General features: G+C 67.5%; 19 protein-coding genes and 3 tRNA genes. 13 read left to right on the forward strand and 9 right to left on the reverse strand.

Going from position 1 to position 13447, the window contains the following annotated elements:
* The 7 genes from MVA01S_RS24050 to MVA01S_RS24080 all read right to left on the reverse strand — a co-directional run.
* Positions 1 to 332, reverse strand: a 332-nt coding sequence (locus MVA01S_RS24050) for a lysophospholipid acyltransferase family protein (RefSeq protein WP_494337734.1), incomplete at its 3' end; no start/stop codon positions are given.
* 5 nt (positions 333 to 337) lie between these two features.
* A complete protein-coding gene (locus tag MVA01S_RS24055; RefSeq protein ID WP_003929658.1) occupies positions 338 to 1405 on the reverse strand; it encodes an MSMEG_0568 family radical SAM protein in 1068 nt (355 codons plus the stop codon).
* Positions 1406 to 1409: 4 nt separating this feature from the next.
* Entirely contained in the window at positions 1410 to 2711 is a 1302-nt protein-coding gene (locus tag MVA01S_RS24060) for an MSMEG_0569 family flavin-dependent oxidoreductase (RefSeq protein WP_003929657.1), read from the reverse strand.
* Positions 2708 to 3004: an MSMEG_0570 family nitrogen starvation response protein gene (locus MVA01S_RS24065; protein ID WP_003929656.1), complete on the reverse strand. Its 297-nt coding sequence runs from the start codon at positions 3002 to 3004 to the stop codon at positions 2708 to 2710. Before MVA01S_RS24065 ends, MVA01S_RS24060 begins: the two co-directional genes overlap by 4 nt.
* Entirely contained in the window at positions 2997 to 3893 is an 897-nt protein-coding gene (locus MVA01S_RS24070; protein ID WP_003929655.1) for a carbon-nitrogen hydrolase family protein, read from the reverse strand. Before MVA01S_RS24070 ends, MVA01S_RS24065 begins: the two co-directional genes overlap by 8 nt.
* Before the next feature lie 5 nt (positions 3894 to 3898).
* Positions 3899 to 4420, reverse strand: coding sequence for an MSMEG_0572/Sll0783 family nitrogen starvation response protein (locus tag MVA01S_RS24075; RefSeq protein ID WP_003929654.1), 522 nt, complete (start codon positions 4418 to 4420; stop codon positions 3899 to 3901).
* 144 nt (positions 4421 to 4564) lie between these two features.
* The gene (locus MVA01S_RS24080; RefSeq protein ID WP_003929653.1) at positions 4565 to 5266 is read right to left on the reverse strand and encodes a crotonase/enoyl-CoA hydratase family protein; all 702 of its coding nucleotides are present in this window, start codon (positions 5264 to 5266) and stop codon (positions 4565 to 4567) included.
* 170 nt (positions 5267 to 5436) lie between these two features.
* Here MVA01S_RS24080 and MVA01S_RS32130 point away from each other — a divergent pair, with 170 nt between their 5' ends.
* Positions 5437 to 5571, forward strand: coding sequence for a hypothetical protein (locus MVA01S_RS32130; protein ID WP_255251718.1), 135 nt, complete (start codon positions 5437 to 5439; stop codon positions 5569 to 5571).
* Positions 5572 to 5595: 24 nt separating this feature from the next.
* Here the strand turns inward: MVA01S_RS32130 and MVA01S_RS24085 are convergent, their stop codons facing one another.
* A complete protein-coding gene (locus MVA01S_RS24085; protein ID WP_003929652.1) occupies positions 5596 to 6321 on the reverse strand; it encodes an MBL fold metallo-hydrolase in 726 nt (241 codons plus the stop codon).
* A 144-nt stretch (positions 6322 to 6465) separates the two neighbouring features.
* On the opposite strand from MVA01S_RS24085, the gene MVA01S_RS24090 reads away from it, so the two are divergent.
* The 11 genes from MVA01S_RS24090 (at position 6466) to rplA (ending at position 11326) form a co-directional block, all read left to right on the forward strand.
* Positions 6466 to 6538, forward strand: a tRNA-Thr gene (locus tag MVA01S_RS24090).
* Between the two features lie 50 nt (positions 6539 to 6588).
* Positions 6589 to 6662, forward strand: a tRNA-Met gene (locus tag MVA01S_RS24095).
* A 39-nt stretch (positions 6663 to 6701) separates the two neighbouring features.
* Positions 6702 to 6869 carry a 50S ribosomal protein L33 gene (rpmG, locus tag MVA01S_RS24100; protein WP_003929651.1) on the forward strand — a complete coding sequence of 56 codons (168 nt, stop codon included), beginning with the start codon at positions 6702 to 6704 and terminating at the stop codon, positions 6867 to 6869.
* 68 nt (positions 6870 to 6937) lie between these two features.
* Entirely contained in the window at positions 6938 to 7417 is a 480-nt protein-coding gene (gene hadA, locus MVA01S_RS24105) for a (3R)-hydroxyacyl-ACP dehydratase subunit HadA (RefSeq protein WP_003929650.1), read from the forward strand.
* Complete coding sequence (hadB, locus tag MVA01S_RS24110; protein WP_003929649.1) at positions 7404 to 7832, forward strand: (3R)-hydroxyacyl-ACP dehydratase subunit HadB; 429 nt, start codon at positions 7404 to 7406, stop codon at positions 7830 to 7832. Before hadA ends, hadB begins: the two co-directional genes overlap by 14 nt.
* Positions 7833 to 7843: 11 nt before the next feature.
* A complete protein-coding gene (gene hadC / locus MVA01S_RS24115) occupies positions 7844 to 8368 on the forward strand; it encodes a (3R)-hydroxyacyl-ACP dehydratase subunit HadC (protein ID WP_003929648.1) in 525 nt (174 codons plus the stop codon).
* A gap of 125 nt (positions 8369 to 8493) precedes the next feature.
* Positions 8494 to 8566 (forward strand) — tRNA-Trp (locus tag MVA01S_RS24120).
* 103 nt (positions 8567 to 8669) lie between these two features.
* The gene (gene secE, locus MVA01S_RS24125; protein ID WP_003929647.1) at positions 8670 to 9140 is read left to right on the forward strand and encodes a preprotein translocase subunit SecE; all 471 of its coding nucleotides are present in this window, start codon (positions 8670 to 8672) and stop codon (positions 9138 to 9140) included.
* A gap of 60 nt (positions 9141 to 9200) precedes the next feature.
* Positions 9201 to 10013: a transcription termination/antitermination protein NusG gene (gene nusG, locus MVA01S_RS24130; RefSeq protein ID WP_003929646.1), complete on the forward strand. Its 813-nt coding sequence runs from the start codon at positions 9201 to 9203 to the stop codon at positions 10011 to 10013.
* A gap of 42 nt (positions 10014 to 10055) precedes the next feature.
* Positions 10056 to 10484 (forward strand): 50S ribosomal protein L11, encoded by a 429-nt coding sequence (gene rplK / locus MVA01S_RS24135; RefSeq protein WP_003929645.1) that lies wholly within the window; start codon positions 10056 to 10058, stop codon positions 10482 to 10484.
* Between the two features lie 134 nt (positions 10485 to 10618).
* A complete protein-coding gene (gene rplA / locus MVA01S_RS24140; protein ID WP_003929644.1) occupies positions 10619 to 11326 on the forward strand; it encodes a 50S ribosomal protein L1 in 708 nt (235 codons plus the stop codon).
* 410 nt (positions 11327 to 11736) lie between these two features.
* On the opposite strand, the gene MVA01S_RS24145 is transcribed toward rplA, so the two are convergent.
* Positions 11737 to 12033, reverse strand: coding sequence for a hypothetical protein (locus MVA01S_RS24145; RefSeq protein ID WP_003929643.1), 297 nt, complete (start codon positions 12031 to 12033; stop codon positions 11737 to 11739).
* A 118-nt stretch (positions 12034 to 12151) separates the two neighbouring features.
* Here MVA01S_RS24145 and MVA01S_RS24150 point away from each other — a divergent pair.
* Positions 12152 to 13447, forward strand: a 1296-nt coding sequence (locus MVA01S_RS24150) for a PE-PPE domain-containing protein (RefSeq protein ID WP_060941720.1), incomplete at its 3' end; no start/stop codon positions are given.

Below are 13447 nucleotides of genomic sequence, written 5' to 3' on the forward strand. Positions count from 1 at the left end.
GCGCGTGCCGCCGGGTCGACGACCAGCCTGCTGCCGATCCACCAGCCGATGTCCGGGGTGCACGCCGGGGCCAGCCGCACGCCGCCGAGCACCGCGCCGGCGCCGGTCACCGCGACCAGCACCACGGTCCGGGGATCGTCGTCGACGTCGTCGCGGTCGGTGCCGGCGAACATGCCCTGCTCCACGACGAACGACGCCCGGCGCAGTCGCCGGTAGTGCTGCAGTTCGCGTTCGTCGGCGGGCCGGACGAGAAACGGTGTGCTGCGCTGGGGCCGCACCCCGGCCAGGATGGACAGATCGGGGCTGTGCGACGGATCAGCCTGGAACAGCATGCTTTTCACCCACCCATGTGCTGGAGCACCCCGCACGCGCCGCAGGCGGCGCAGCCGGCCTTCTGGCCGGCGCCGGTCATCCCCGCCCACCGCAACCGGTGTGCCACCTCGCGCGAGACCTTCTCCACGACCGCGGCCGCGGGTGCGGACGCGCCGTCCTGCTCGACCGCCAGCGTGCCGGGATGTGGCCGGAACGGCACCACGAACGGGTACACGCCCATCTCGATCAGCTCGGCGGCCCCGGCGATCAGCTCCTCGGGATCCTCGCCGAGGCCGACCAGCAGATAGGTGGACACCTGGTTGCGGCCGAACACCGCGACCGCTTCCCGCCACGCGGCCCGGTACTGGGTCAGCGGGACCGTGGCCTTGCCGGGCATCCAGCGGCGGCGCACGGTGTCGTCGAGTGACTCCACATGGATGCCGATGGCGTCGGCGCCGGCGTCGCGCAACTCGGTCAGCACGCTCAGGTCGGCGGGTGGCTCACACTGCACCTGGATCGGCAGCTCGGGCACCGCCTCCTTGACCGCCCGCACGCACCGCGCCAGGTGACGCGCCCCGCGGTCGGCCCCCGCCGATGTGCCTGTGGTCATCACCATCTGCGTGACGCCGTCGAGCGCGACCCCCGCGCGCGCCACCTCGGCCAGCTCGGCCGGCCGCTTGACCGCGGTGGTGGCCCCGGCCCGCAGCGACTCCTCGATGGAGCAGAACCGGCACCGCTGCTCGGGGTCGTAGCGGATGCACGTCTGAACGACTGTGGTGGCCAGCACATTCCGGCCGTGCAGCCGGGCCAGCTTCTCGTAGCGGACGCCGTCGGCGGTGACCAGATCGTAGAACTTCGGGCGTTCGATCACCTCGATCTCGAGCCCGGTGTCGTGCCCGTCGTAGAGCACCCTGTCGCCGTCGAAGGCGAACGGGCTCAGCGGGTTCCGCGGGATGGCGGCGTCGAGCCCGTCGACGACCAGGTGGCCGTCGTCGCTGGGGCCCGCGCCCGCGCCGCGACTCAGCGGCGGTGTGCCGCGGATACCGAGCAGGGCGAGGTCGACCCGGGTGGAGTGCGCGTGGGAAGGAGTCATCGGCTCAGCCGCCTACCGCCAGGCGCAGCGCCGCCGGCTGGTCCGCGGGGTGGTGAGAAGCGGGGTCGCGATGCGCGGCGACGATCGTCGCGGCGAGGTGTGCGGCGTCGCGGTCGATACCGAGGAAGCGGCCCGACCCCCAGGTGTGCATCCACGGCAGCCCGACGAAGCTGAGCCCCTGCACCGCGGTCACGCCGCGGTTCTGCATCGGGCGGCCGGCGCCGTCGAAGGTGCTCGCCTCGATCCACCGGTAGTCCGGCCGGTAGCCGATCGCCCAGACGATGCTGGTGACGCCCGCGGCAGCCAGGTCCAGGGCAGTGGCCTCGGTGTCGGGTTCCCACACCGGGACGTACCGGGTCGGCGCGCCCGCGGGCGCGCCGGTCCGCGCGATGTGGTCGTCGATGTCGGCGCAGATCGAGTTGTACACCGCGTCGGCGTGATCGAGTGCGGCGCGCAGTGTCGGAGCGAACCGCAGGCCCGTCCCGTGACCGTCGACCAACGTGCCGTAGAGGCGCATGCCCTCGGCCGCGAAGCCGCGCAGGTCGATGTCGCGACCGCCGTCACGGCCGGTGACGTAGTGGTTGGTCTTCTCGATGGCGGCCCGCCCGCCGGGGTACTCGCCGGCAGGCCGGTCGTAGAGACCCATCTCGGCCAGCCACGTCATGCAGTCCCGGCCACGGTAGGTGCGCGCCACCCGCGGCGCGTTGCCGACCGCCAGATGCACCTGCCGTCCGGCCAGGTGGAGGTCCTCGGCGATCTGCGCGCCGGACTGCCCGGTGCCCACCACGAGCACCGCGCCGTCGGGGAGTTGACCGGCGTTGCGGTACTGCTCGGAGTGGATCTGGGTGACCGAGGGGTCCAGTGCGCCCGCGAAACTCGGCAGCACCGGGACGGGGTAGCCGCCGGTGGCGATCACCGCGTGCCCACACGTCAGCGTCTGTTCGCCGCCGGCGGCGTCCAGGGTGAGCTCGAAACCGCCCGATGCGCCGTGGCGCAGCCGGGTTACCCGGGTGTGGGTGCGCACCGGGGCCTCGAAGGTGTCCAGCCAGCCGGCCAGCCACGCGACCACCTCGTCGCGGGTCATGAAGCCGTCCGGGTCGGGTCCGGCGTAGTTGTAGCCGGGCAGCCGGCAGTGCCAGTTCGGGGTCACGAGAGTGAAGTTGTCCCAACGGCTGTCGGCCCACGCGTGCACCGGGGTCTGGGCTTCGAGCACCACGTGCTCGATGCCGGCGCGGGACAGATACCAGCTCACCGACAATCCGGCCTGCCCGCCGCCGATGATCGCGACCGGGAGGTGGGTGCTCATGACGCCTCCAGCGGCGGGTGCATCGCCACCACGCGGACGGCGGCGTCACCGGGGTAGCGGGCCGCGGCCCGGCTGACCGCCTCGGCCGTGGCCGCCGCGGAGGTGCACGCGAAGCCGAACCTGGCCCGTACCCGGTCACTGGCCTCGGCCATCGCCCGGCCGGTGCGCTCGACGAAGTCCGCCACGGTGTAGCAGTCGTCGATACTGAAGTGCTCGTGCACGACCAGACTCGGTGAGTAGCAGCGTTGTTCGACACCGTCGGGCCAACGCACCCGGAAGGTCATCTCAGGCATGGGTGAGCTCCCGCCACGGCGCCCGGGCCGCCGGGTCCACATCGGCCACCGAGCCGTAGACATCCGGCCGGCGGTCACGCAGATGGAACATGCCGGCCCGCATGGTGCGGAACGTCTCGTCGATGTCGACCTCGGCCACCGCCATGCCGCTGTCGAGACGCGTTGTCGCGAGGATGTTCCCGCCCGGGTCGACCACCTTGGCGTTGCCGACGTAACGCAGCGATCCGAACGTGCCGCTCTGGTTGGAAGCCACCCAGAAGACCTGGTTGTCCAGCGCCCGCGCGGTATCAAACAGGTTGAACCGGTAGGTCCACCGGTCGTCCTGCAGGTTGGCGGCGGTCGCGGTGCGTGCCGCCGGCCAGGCCGACAGGCTTGCGATCACCTGCGCCCCCTGCAGGGCCATCACCCGGGCCGCCTCGGGAAAGGCCTTGTCGTAACAGATCTGGAGTCCCACCCGGCCGATCGGGGTGCTGAACACGTCATAGCCCGAACCGGCCGAGTAGGACATGCCCTCACCGAGCGGCTGGTGCACCTTGCGGTAGGAGCCGTAGACCGTCCCGCCGTCGAGCACCGCCGCGGCGTTGTAGCGCGTGCGGCCGTCGTCGGCGAGCTCGCAGAAGCCGATCGCCACCACCAGATCGCCGATGATCCGCTGCACCGCGGCGATCTCCGGGCCGTCCAGCCGGATGGCCGGAGGCAGCGAGTGGGTGGTCGGCGCGGTGTCACCGTGATTGCCCAACGAGGACAGGTAGCCCCCGATCGCGGCCTCGGGCAGCGCGAGGAAGTCCACGCCCCTGGCCCTGGCCTGCTCCGCCAACTCGGCGATCAGCGCGTAGTTCTGGTCGAGATCGCGGGTGAAGTTGGCGGCCGCGGCGGCGAGCGTGGTCACCGGACTCACACCATGTAGGTCGAGTTGATGATGGCGCCCTTGCGGGCGTAGTGGATGAGCGCGTCCTGCACATCGAGCGGGTGGGCCGGGATGACGCCCTCGATCAGGTCCTCCTCGCGTCCGCCGTGCAGCGCGAGGCCGAACCGGCAGCAGAACACCGTCCCGCCCTCGCCGATGAAGGTGCCGAGTGCGTCGTTGATGTTCTGCTCGCCGGGGAAGCCGGAGTCGCCGGTGGTCGGAAAGCCGCGGGTGGCAAGGCAGTTGATGGAGCCGGGGCCGTAGAAGTAGAGCGCGGAGTCGAATCCCTTGCGCAGCGCGCTGGTGGCCTGCAGCACCGCGACGAAGCTGACCGACGACTCGTGGGCGATGCCGTGGACCAGGGTGAAGTAGCTTTCGCCGTTCTCCGCCTTGTAGTCCGGGAAGATCTTGGTGCCGCCGTAGATGCTCGTGCCCTTGGGCAGGGCCGGGTGCGGGATCTCGGCGAGCGAGGCCTCGATGTTCGCGGTGATCGAATCGTCAAACGTCATGCGGGCTCCCAGTGAGTCGGTGGCTTTCGGCTCACTCGATTACAGGCCCGCGGCGTTGCGCGATGGTTAGGGACGGAATACGAACTCGTTAGGTGGAGCTCACCTGCGAAATGTGCCGGAAACGCGGCGCCGGCCCGCCCCGGACTAGCCGAGGGTGAATTCTGTTGCCAGGCCGTCGATTCCGGCCTGGATGGCCTCCAGGGCGGACTTGCGGGCCTTGAGCTTGGTGGCCAGGTGTGCCCCGGTGTGCAGCGTGCCGGCGGCCTCGACGGCGACCTGGCGGGCGCGGGGGAGAACCTGGTCGGCCTCGACGATCTCGTCGAGCCAGCCCGCGGCGACCGCCTCGTCGCCGGCGAACGTCGCCGCCAGCGCGGCGCCGCGCTCGAACGCCGCCGGGGTCAACCGCATCCGCATGATCTCCAGTGCCGAGATGGGGATGGTCATCCCGATCGCGACCTCGATGGCCTGGCAGCGCGATTTCGGCTGACCGACACGGTGATCGGCCGACAGCAGCAGGAACGAACCCATCGCGATCGCGGGGCCGGTCGCGGCGATGATCACCGGCACCGGGAACGTAAGGGTGCGCACCGACAACTCGAAACCGCCCGACAGCATGCCCAGCGCCGCGGCGGCGTCGCCGGACTGGAAGACCGACAGGTCGAAGCCGCCACTGAACACCCGCGAGTTCCCGGCCAGGACCACGGCCTTGGCCTGGTCGGCCTCCGCCCGGTCGAGGGCTTCGTTGATCGCAGCCTGCATCGCGGGCCCGAGCACGTTCACCTTGCCGTCGTCGAGGGTGATGGTGGCTACGGAATCGGCGAGCTCGTAGGAGACGGTGCTGGTCATGGTGTCGAACCTAACAGCGGCGAACGCGGCACTACCTAGGCGGGATCGCGGGCCGCACGGCCGAACAGAGGTAGTCGGCTACGCATGCCCGAGCATCGGCACGTTCGTAACGTGCTGTGCAGGCGCGGTGCACGAGGGGGGTACCGCGCCTCCAACCTTCAGGGGGAGCCATGCGTGCGAAGCGGCAACGACCGGCCGAACAGTTGGAATCCGAGCGGCGCACCCGGCGGCGGCGGGCCCGCCCGTCCGACGGTGTGCCGAAGCTGGGCCTGTGGGAGTGCGGCGTCGGCTCCCTCTTCAAGTAGGCGGCGTCTTCAGGTAGGCGGCGCTCAGCCGCCCATCAGCGTGCGCCACTGGTCGAGGTTGCTCGCCCGGTACACGTAGTTGGAGTCGCGCACCTCGGACAGCGACGCGCTCGGCTCGGCCGAGTACCAGTGCCCCGGGAACACGGTGGGGTCGCCGGACAGTCGCGCCAGGGCCTGCAGGCTGCGGAACATGTCGTCGACGTTGCCGCCGGGGAAGTCGGTGCGGCCGCAGCCCTCCAGGAACAGCGTGTCTCCGGCGACCAGGCGCCCGTCCACCAGGAAGCACTGGCTGCCGGGGGTGTGACCTGGCGTGTGCAGCAGCTCGATTTCGATGTCGCCGACGGCGACCTTGTCGCCGTGCTGGTGTGACGTCAGCTCGCTGCCGGCGATGCCGGTGATCCGCGACACCCAATCGGCTTCATGGGCGTTGACGTGCACCGGCACGCTCACCCGCTCCAGCAGCTCGGCCAGGCCCTTGAGCTCGAAGCCCATCATCGAGCCGCCGACGTGATCGGGGTGATGGTGGGTGACCAGCACGCCGGACAACCGCATGCCGTCGGCCTCCAGCGCGTCCACCAGATCCTGGGCGGCGTAGGCGGGGTCGACGACCACGGTGTCGCCGGTCTCCCGGTCGCCGATCAGGTAGGCGAAGTTGCGCATCTGCTGGGCGATCATGTCGCCGACCGCGTAGTCGCGGCCCGAGAGCAGTTGGCGGAAGTAGAGACGGTCGTTGTCGTGGGCGGCAGCCATGCGTTTCAGGGTAGGCACCGGGTGGCGGCGAAACCGCGCCCAGGGCCTTTTTGCCGGTCCAGCGCCTGCAATGACCAGCGGTTTGGCGTGGATAACGCCGAGAATGTACCCTCTTTAAGGCTCGCCGCACTCAAGCGAGCGAAGGCCCCCTTAGCTCAGTCGGTAGAGCGTTTCCATGGTAAGGAAAAGGTCAACGGTTCGATTCCGTTAGGGGGCTCGGTGGTGAAGGGCGGAGCGACCGTGTGCGCCCAGCCTGGATCTGTCCGGGGCGGTGTAGCTCAGCTGGTTAGAGCGCACGACTCATAATCGTGAGGTCGGGGGATCGAGCCCCCCCACCGCTACACAAGACGAGTACGAACGTTTAACGAAGGACGACTGACGTGGCCTCCAGTACTGACGTACGGCCCAAGATCACCTTGGCCTGCGAGGTGTGCAAGCACCGCAACTACATCACCAAGAAGAACCGCCGCAACGATCCCGACCGGTTGGAGATCAAGAAGTTCTGCCCGAACTGCGGCAAGCACCAGGCCCACAAAGAGTCGCGCTAGGCGCCCCGACAGGGCTCGGCGCCGTCGATTCGCTGTCGGTGAGGGTCTACTAGGTAGGTTCATCACTCGTGTCTTTCTTGGACGGATACGTCGGGACGCACTTTCGCTTTCCCGACCACTACGTCGTGGGACGCGAGAAGATCCGCGAGTTCGCGACCGCGGTCAAGAACGACGACCCCGCGTTCTTCGACGAGAGTGCCGCCGCCGAGCTCGGACACGACTCGCTGCTGGCTCCGTTGACCTTCATCTCGATATTCGGATACCAGTCCCAGTCGGCGATGTTCGCCGCGGCCGGTATCGGCATCAGCGACGCGCAGATCGTCCAGGTCGATCAGGAACTGAAATTCGTTCGACCCATCCACGCCGGCGACGAGCTCTACTGCGACGTGTGGATCGAGTCGGTGCGTAAGGCGCACGGCACCGACATCATCGTCACCAAGAATGTCGTCAGCAACCGCAACGGCGACGTCGTGCAGGAGTCCTACACCACCTTGGCGGGGCGTAGCGAAGAAGACGGAGAGAGTGGCTTTACAGATGGCACTTCGTGAGTTCAGTTCGGTGAAGGTCGGCGACCAACTGCCCGAGAGGGTCATCCCGCTCACCCGGGCCGACCTGGTCAACTACGCCGGTGTGTCCGGCGACCTGAACCCCATCCACTGGGACGACGAGATCGCCAAGCAGGTCGGCCTGGACACCGCGATCGCGCACGGAATGCTCACGATGGGCCTGGGCGGCGGCTACGTGACCTCCTGGGTGGGCGATCCCGCCGCGGTCACCGAGTACAACGTGCGCTTCACCGCCGTGGTGCCGGTCCCCAACGACGGCAAGGGCGCCGAGATCGTGTTCAACGGCCGCGTGAAAGCCGTCGACCCGGAATCCAAATCCGTGACGATCGCCATCAGTGCCACCGCGGGCGGGAAAAAAATCTTCGGCCGCGCCGTCGCGGTCGCGAAGCTGGCGTAGGTAGGTATTCGATGGCACTCAAGACGGACATCCGAGGGATGGTCTGGGAATACCCAGACACCTTCGTCGTCGGCCGCGAACAGATCCGCCAGTATGCGAAGGCCGTCAAGGCTCAGGACCCGGCGACCCACGATGAAGCCGCCGCCGCCGAGCTCGGCCACGGTGAACTCGTGGCGCCGCCGACCTTCATGGCGATCTTCGCGGTGATGATTCAGAACCACTTCTTCCAGCACGTCGACATCGGCCTGGAAACTCTGCAGATCGTGCAGGTGGATCAGAAGTTCCTGTTCCACCGCCCCATCACGGCGGGCGACGAGCTGACCGGAACCATGCACATCCTGACGGTGGACGAACGCTTCGGCGCCGACATCGTCACCACCCGCAATGTGCTGGCCGACCCCTCGGGTGCCGTGGTGATGGAGTCCTACACCACGCTGATGGGCCATGAGGGCGACAATTCGATCTCGGCCGGCTGGGATCCGGAGTCCGGTCAGGTCGTGCGCAAGCCGGTAACACACGAGGTGGACGAGGATTAGTAACTGTGGACCCCGGCGCGCTACACTCGGGCTTCGGGGTTTTCCCAGTTAAGCGCGCTGTCCGTCGGCTCAGATCGACCGAACGGGGAGCGCGCGAATTGTGTGGGCCCGGTAGGGACCCGTGAAGGGGCGTAGCTCAACTGGCAGAGCAGCGGTCTCCAAAACCGCAGGTTGCAGGTTCAAGTCCTGTCGCCCCTGCTCAACTGAATAATCGACACGTGTGACCACTCGCCGGCATTTGCATACTGGAGAGTGGGCCACACAGAAGACGATCAGACGACGATCAGATGGGATACATGCGGTGAGCGACGAGCGCGACGGCGTCAGCTCCGCTGACACCGACAGCGGCGCACAGACCGACGACGGTGACACGCGCGGCCAGACCGCCGTTGTCACCCGCCCACTGCGTCCCACGGGTAAACGGACACGGCGCGCGTCGGAGGCCTTGGACAAGACCTCGGACAAGGACGAGGACACCGACAAGGCGCCCGATACCGACGCGTCCGGTTCCAAAGACGACGACGGCAAGGGACCCAAGGCCAAGAAGAAGACGGCCAGGCAACCCAAGGACGGGCCGTCCCGCAATCCCATCGCGTTCGTCATCAACTACCTGAAGGAAGTTGTCGGCGAGCTGCGGAAGGTCATCTGGCCGAACCGCAAGCAGATGGTCACCTACACGACGGTCGTGCTGATCTTCCTCGTGTTCATGGTGGCCTTGATCGGCGGCGTTGACCTGGGCCTGGCCAAGCTCGTGACCTGGGTCTTCGGCTGACGCAGCCGACTGGACCGGGCGCGGACGCCGCTACGGACGACATTGAGAGAGGACTGACACGTGACTAGCTTCGACGGGGAAACGCCTTCGGGCGACACCGTCGACACCATCGACGTCGACGAGACCAACGCCGAGGTTCGCGCTGGTGCCGACGCCGAGGCCGTGGGCAGCGACGAGGACGCCGCGCCCGCCGCTGAAGGTGCCGATGACGATGTCGCCGAGGCGGCCCCGGAAGAACCCGAGGACGAGGACCCGGCAGTCGCGCTCAAGAAAGAGCTGCGCCTCCAGCCGGGCGAGTGGTACGTGATCCACTCCTACGCAGGCTACGAGAACAAGGTGAAGGCCAACCTCGAGACCCGCGTGCAGAACCTCGACGTCGGCGATTACATCTTCCAGGTCGAGGTGCCCACCGAAGAGGTCACCGAGATCAAGAACGGCCAGCGCAAGCAGGTCAACCGCAAGGTGCTGCCCGGGTACATCCTGGTCCGCATGGAGCTCAACGACGAGTCGTGGGGCGCGGTCCGCAACACCCCCGGTGTCACCGGCTTCGTCGGTGCGACCTCGCGTCCCTCGCCGCTGTCGCTCGACGACGTGGTGAAGTTCCTGCTGCCTCCCGCGGCGGCGAAGAAGCCGGGCAAGTCGACGGCCGCTGCCTCCTCCTCGGCCGCCGAGAGCGGCGGCATCGAGCGGCCGACCATCCTGGTCGACTTCGAGGTCGGCGAGTCGGTCACCGTCATGGACGGCCCGTTCGCCACGCTGCCTGCGTCGATCAGCGAGGTCAACGCCGAGCAGCAGAAGCTCAAGGTGCTGGTGTCGATCTTCGGACGTGAGACACCGGTCGAACTGACGTTCAACCAGGTCGCCAAGATTTAACGCGGGCCGCAAGCCCACCAGGAAAAGAAGGAAAGCACAGCCATGCCCCCGAAGAAGAAGGTCGCCGGGCTGATCAAGCTGCAGATCCAGGCCGGGCAGGCCAACCCCGCCCCTCCGGTCGGACCCGCGCTCGGCCAGCACGGCGTCAACATCATGGAGTTCTGCAAGGCGTACAACGCTGCGACCGAGTCGCAGCGCGGGAACGTCATCCCCGTGGAGATCACCGTCTACGAGGACCGCAGCTTCACGTTCGCGCTGAAGACCCCGCCCGCCGCCAAGCTGCTGCTCAAGGCCGCCGGTGTGCCCAAGGGTTCGGGCGAGCCGCACAAGACCAAGGTCGCCAAGGTGACGTGGGATCAGGTGCGCGAGATCGCCGAGACCAAGAAGGAAGACCTGAACGCCAACGACATCGATCAGGCCGCCAAGATCATCGCCGGCACGGCCCGGTCGATGGGGATCACGGTCGAGTAGTTCGGCGTATCGCCGAGATTGCACTGAGGGTCGCGGATTTCCATCCGTCCCAACCGTCAGCGCAATTTCGACGCCGTAAAGCGTGGGAGGGCCAGCTTCGGCCCGCCAACCACAACTCTGAATAGGAGAAATCAATGAGCAAGAACAGCAAGGCATACAAGGAAGCCGCCGAGAAGGTCGACCGCACCCGGCTCTACTCGCCGCTCGAGGCCGCGAAGCTGGCCAAGGAGACGTCGTCGAAGAAGCAGGACGCCACCGTCGAGGTCGCGATCCGGCTGGGCGTCGACCCCCGCAAGGCCGACCAGATGGTGCGCGGCACCGTGAACCTGCCGCACGGCACCGGTAAGACCGCCCGCGTGGCGGTGTTCGCCGTCGGCGACAAGGCCGAGCAGGCTCAGGCCGCCGGCGCCGACATCGTCGGCAGCGACGACCTGATCGAGCAGATCCAGGGCGGCATGCTCGACTTCGACGCCGCGATCGCGACGCCGGACCAGATGGCCAAGGTCGGCCGTATCGCCCGTATCCTCGGCCCCCGTGGCCTGATGCCCAACCCGAAGACGGGCACCGTCACCCCGGATGTGGCCAAGGCTGTCGCGGACATCAAGGGCGGCAAGATCAACTTCCGCGTCGACAAGCAGGCCAACCTGCACTTCGTGATCGGCAAGGCGTCCTTCGACGAGCAGAAGCTCGCCGAGAACTACGGCGCCGCGCTCGACGAGGTGCTGCGTGCCAAGCCGTCCTCGTCGAAGGGCCGCTACCTGAAGAAGGTCGTCGTCTCCACCACCACGGGCCCGGGCATCCCGGTCGACCCGTCGGTGACCCGTAATTTCACGGAGGAGTAGGCGGAGCCGGATCCGACCCCTCAGGTCTGAGGAGTAGGCGGAGCCGGAAGCCAGACATCGAGAAAACCCCGCACCTGATGGTGCGGGGTTTTCTTGTGAGGTCTTCGAGAGTGCTCCTCGGCCGCCGGCTTCAGGCCCGCCCGAGCACCGCCCCCCACGAACGGAGACTCGGTCTGACGGCCACAGGTCGTCGGCATCCCCCCAGACCACCGACCGCGTCGCGGCGACCGAAGAGCACCCTCGCCCAGCAACATATCATCGACGGCGTAGATTCGCGTAGCGATAAATCAAGTTCGACAACAGTCAAGATACGCAACGATTTCGGCGTCTCTCACACGATGGATGGTTGTCGCAGCAGGAATCGGCAGATCTGCGGCAAACGGATGGCACTCAGTGCCGCTGAGGGGTGTTCAGGCGACTCCGCTGACGATGCGTGCCACGACGCGCGGTGACAGCCGCTGATGGGGGATGCCGGCGCGGGCGCAGGCCGTGTCGACGGTGTCGGGCGAATCAGCGTCGAACACCCCGTAGAGGACTTCGTCGGTGGGAACCGAGAGTGTCACCACCAGCCGGACGTGTCTGCCCTCGCCGGATACCGCCGCGGCGGCCGCGTCGAGACGGCAGACGATGTCGTCGACCGTGGTTTCCGCCAGGTCGGGCAGGTACCACTCCGCGAGGAAGTTCGTCGCATTGCGCGTGTCGCCCATGCCCTGACGGTAGCCACCGCGGCGGCGGGACGAATCGGGTGTTTCCCTATGGTTGAACCACCGCGCTGGGTTCGCGGATCGGCCCCGGCACTTCGCATCGGTATGTGATGGTTGTCACATGTTCACACGGCTCCGGGCGCCGGTGCTCGCCCTCCTCGCTTTCGTCACCGCGACGGTCCTGGCTGTCGCCACCGCGTTGGGTGCGGCACTGGCCTACGGTGCAACCGCGCTGATCGTCCCGGGCACCGGAACTCCTGACTCCGAGGCGATCGCGGGCTACCAGGAGAATGCCTGGAGCAGATTCATCAGTCTGGAATGCGTGAGCGACTGCGCCGACCCGGACCTCGTCGGCATCCCCTATCCCGCGTCGTTCTGGCCGTTCTCTTTCCTGCCGAGGTGGTGTGTACCCGGCCGCTGCGAGAAGTGGGACGAGTCGGTCGACATAGGCATCGACAACCTCGTGGCGGCGCTGGACCCGTTCCTGGATCCGGCGTCGCAGGAGGACGTGTTCATCTTCGGGTATTCGCAGGGCGGGGCGGTGGTCGCCAACGTGCTCACCGACCTCGCCGGGCGTGAACTGTCCGACGCCGTGAAGAGCCGGCTGAAGGTGGTGACGATCGGCAACATCGAGAATCCCGACGGCGGCCTGTGGCAGCGCCTGGCCTGGTTGCGCTACCTGCTCGGCGAACCCGTCCCGATCCTCGATGTGTCGTTCGAGCCGGCGATGCCGATCGACACCGGAATCGGCAGCACCACAATCGGATTCGAGTACGACCCAGTGGTCTACGCCCCTCTCTACTGGGGTAACCCGTTCGCGATCGCCAACATGCTCGCCGCGTTCGACACCGTGCACGGGTACTACCTGGCGCCCAACGAGGAAGACCCGGGGTTGCCGATGCCGTACGGCTACACCGACGAGACTCTGGCGCCGCAGCTCGACTGCGATCTCAATCCCGCCAACTGCCGTACCGACGACTTCGGCAACACCTACATCATGATCCCGGCGACGAGTCTGCCGCTGACCAATGTCGTGCGCAATCTGGCGGACTCGCTGGGAATCGGTTGGCTGGCAAAGCCGTTCATCGATCTGACCGAACCGGTGCTGCGGGAGCTGGTGGACCTCGGCTTCGACTGGAGCGGCAATCCGGGGGTGTCCCGCAGCCTGAGCATCTTGCCGTTCAAGCTGTTCCAGAACTGGTTCCAGGTTGGCATAGACCTCGCGAAGGCGGCTATCGAGGGAATCGAGGCCTTCATCGCGAACTTCATTCCGCCGAGGGAAGCCGTAGAGGCTCCGGAAGTGCTTGAGCCTTCGGAGATCCCGGACGGCTTGGCAGACCCGGTGGACCGGTCGGCGTCGAACCGGTTGACGGCGGCCGTGCTCACCGACGAGACCGTGCCCGACGACGGGACCGCC

The organism is Mycolicibacterium vaccae NBRC 14118 = CIP 105934, assembly GCF_001552715.1.
Classification (GTDB): domain Bacteria; phylum Actinomycetota; class Actinomycetes; order Mycobacteriales; family Mycobacteriaceae; genus Mycobacterium; species Mycobacterium vaccae.

Excerpts from the sequence above, each read along its gene's own strand:
- MVA01S_RS24065 (WP_003929656.1), bottom strand. The coding sequence starts at position 3,004 with ATGCCTGAGATGACCTTCCGGGTGCGTTGGCCCGACGGTGTCGAACAA.
- MVA01S_RS24080 (WP_003929653.1), bottom strand. The coding sequence starts at position 5,266 with ATGACCAGCACCGTCTCCTACGAGCTCGCCGATTCCGTAGCCACCATC.
- rplK (WP_003929645.1), top strand. The coding sequence starts at position 10,056 with ATGCCCCCGAAGAAGAAGGTCGCCGGGCTGATCAAGCTGCAGATCCAG.
- MVA01S_RS24060 (WP_003929657.1), bottom strand. The coding sequence starts at position 2,711 with ATGAGCACCCACCTCCCGGTCGCGATCATCGGCGGCGGGCAGGCCGGA.
- MVA01S_RS24055 (WP_003929658.1), bottom strand. The coding sequence starts at position 1,405 with ATGACTCCTTCCCACGCGCACTCCACCCGGGTCGACCTCGCCCTGCTC.
- rplA (WP_003929644.1), top strand. The coding sequence starts at position 10,619 with ATGAGCAAGAACAGCAAGGCATACAAGGAAGCCGCCGAGAAGGTCGAC.
- MVA01S_RS24085 (WP_003929652.1), bottom strand. The coding sequence starts at position 6,321 with ATGGCTGCCGCCCACGACAACGACCGTCTCTACTTCCGCCAACTGCTC.
- MVA01S_RS24075 (WP_003929654.1), bottom strand. The coding sequence starts at position 4,420 with ATGACGTTTGACGATTCGATCACCGCGAACATCGAGGCCTCGCTCGCC.
- hadB (WP_003929649.1), top strand. The coding sequence starts at position 7,404 with ATGGCACTTCGTGAGTTCAGTTCGGTGAAGGTCGGCGACCAACTGCCC.
- MVA01S_RS24145 (WP_003929643.1), bottom strand. The coding sequence starts at position 12,033 with ATGGGCGACACGCGCAATGCGACGAACTTCCTCGCGGAGTGGTACCTG.
- hadC (WP_003929648.1), top strand. The coding sequence starts at position 7,844 with ATGGCACTCAAGACGGACATCCGAGGGATGGTCTGGGAATACCCAGAC.
- MVA01S_RS32130 (WP_255251718.1), top strand. The coding sequence starts at position 5,437 with ATGCGTGCGAAGCGGCAACGACCGGCCGAACAGTTGGAATCCGAGCGG.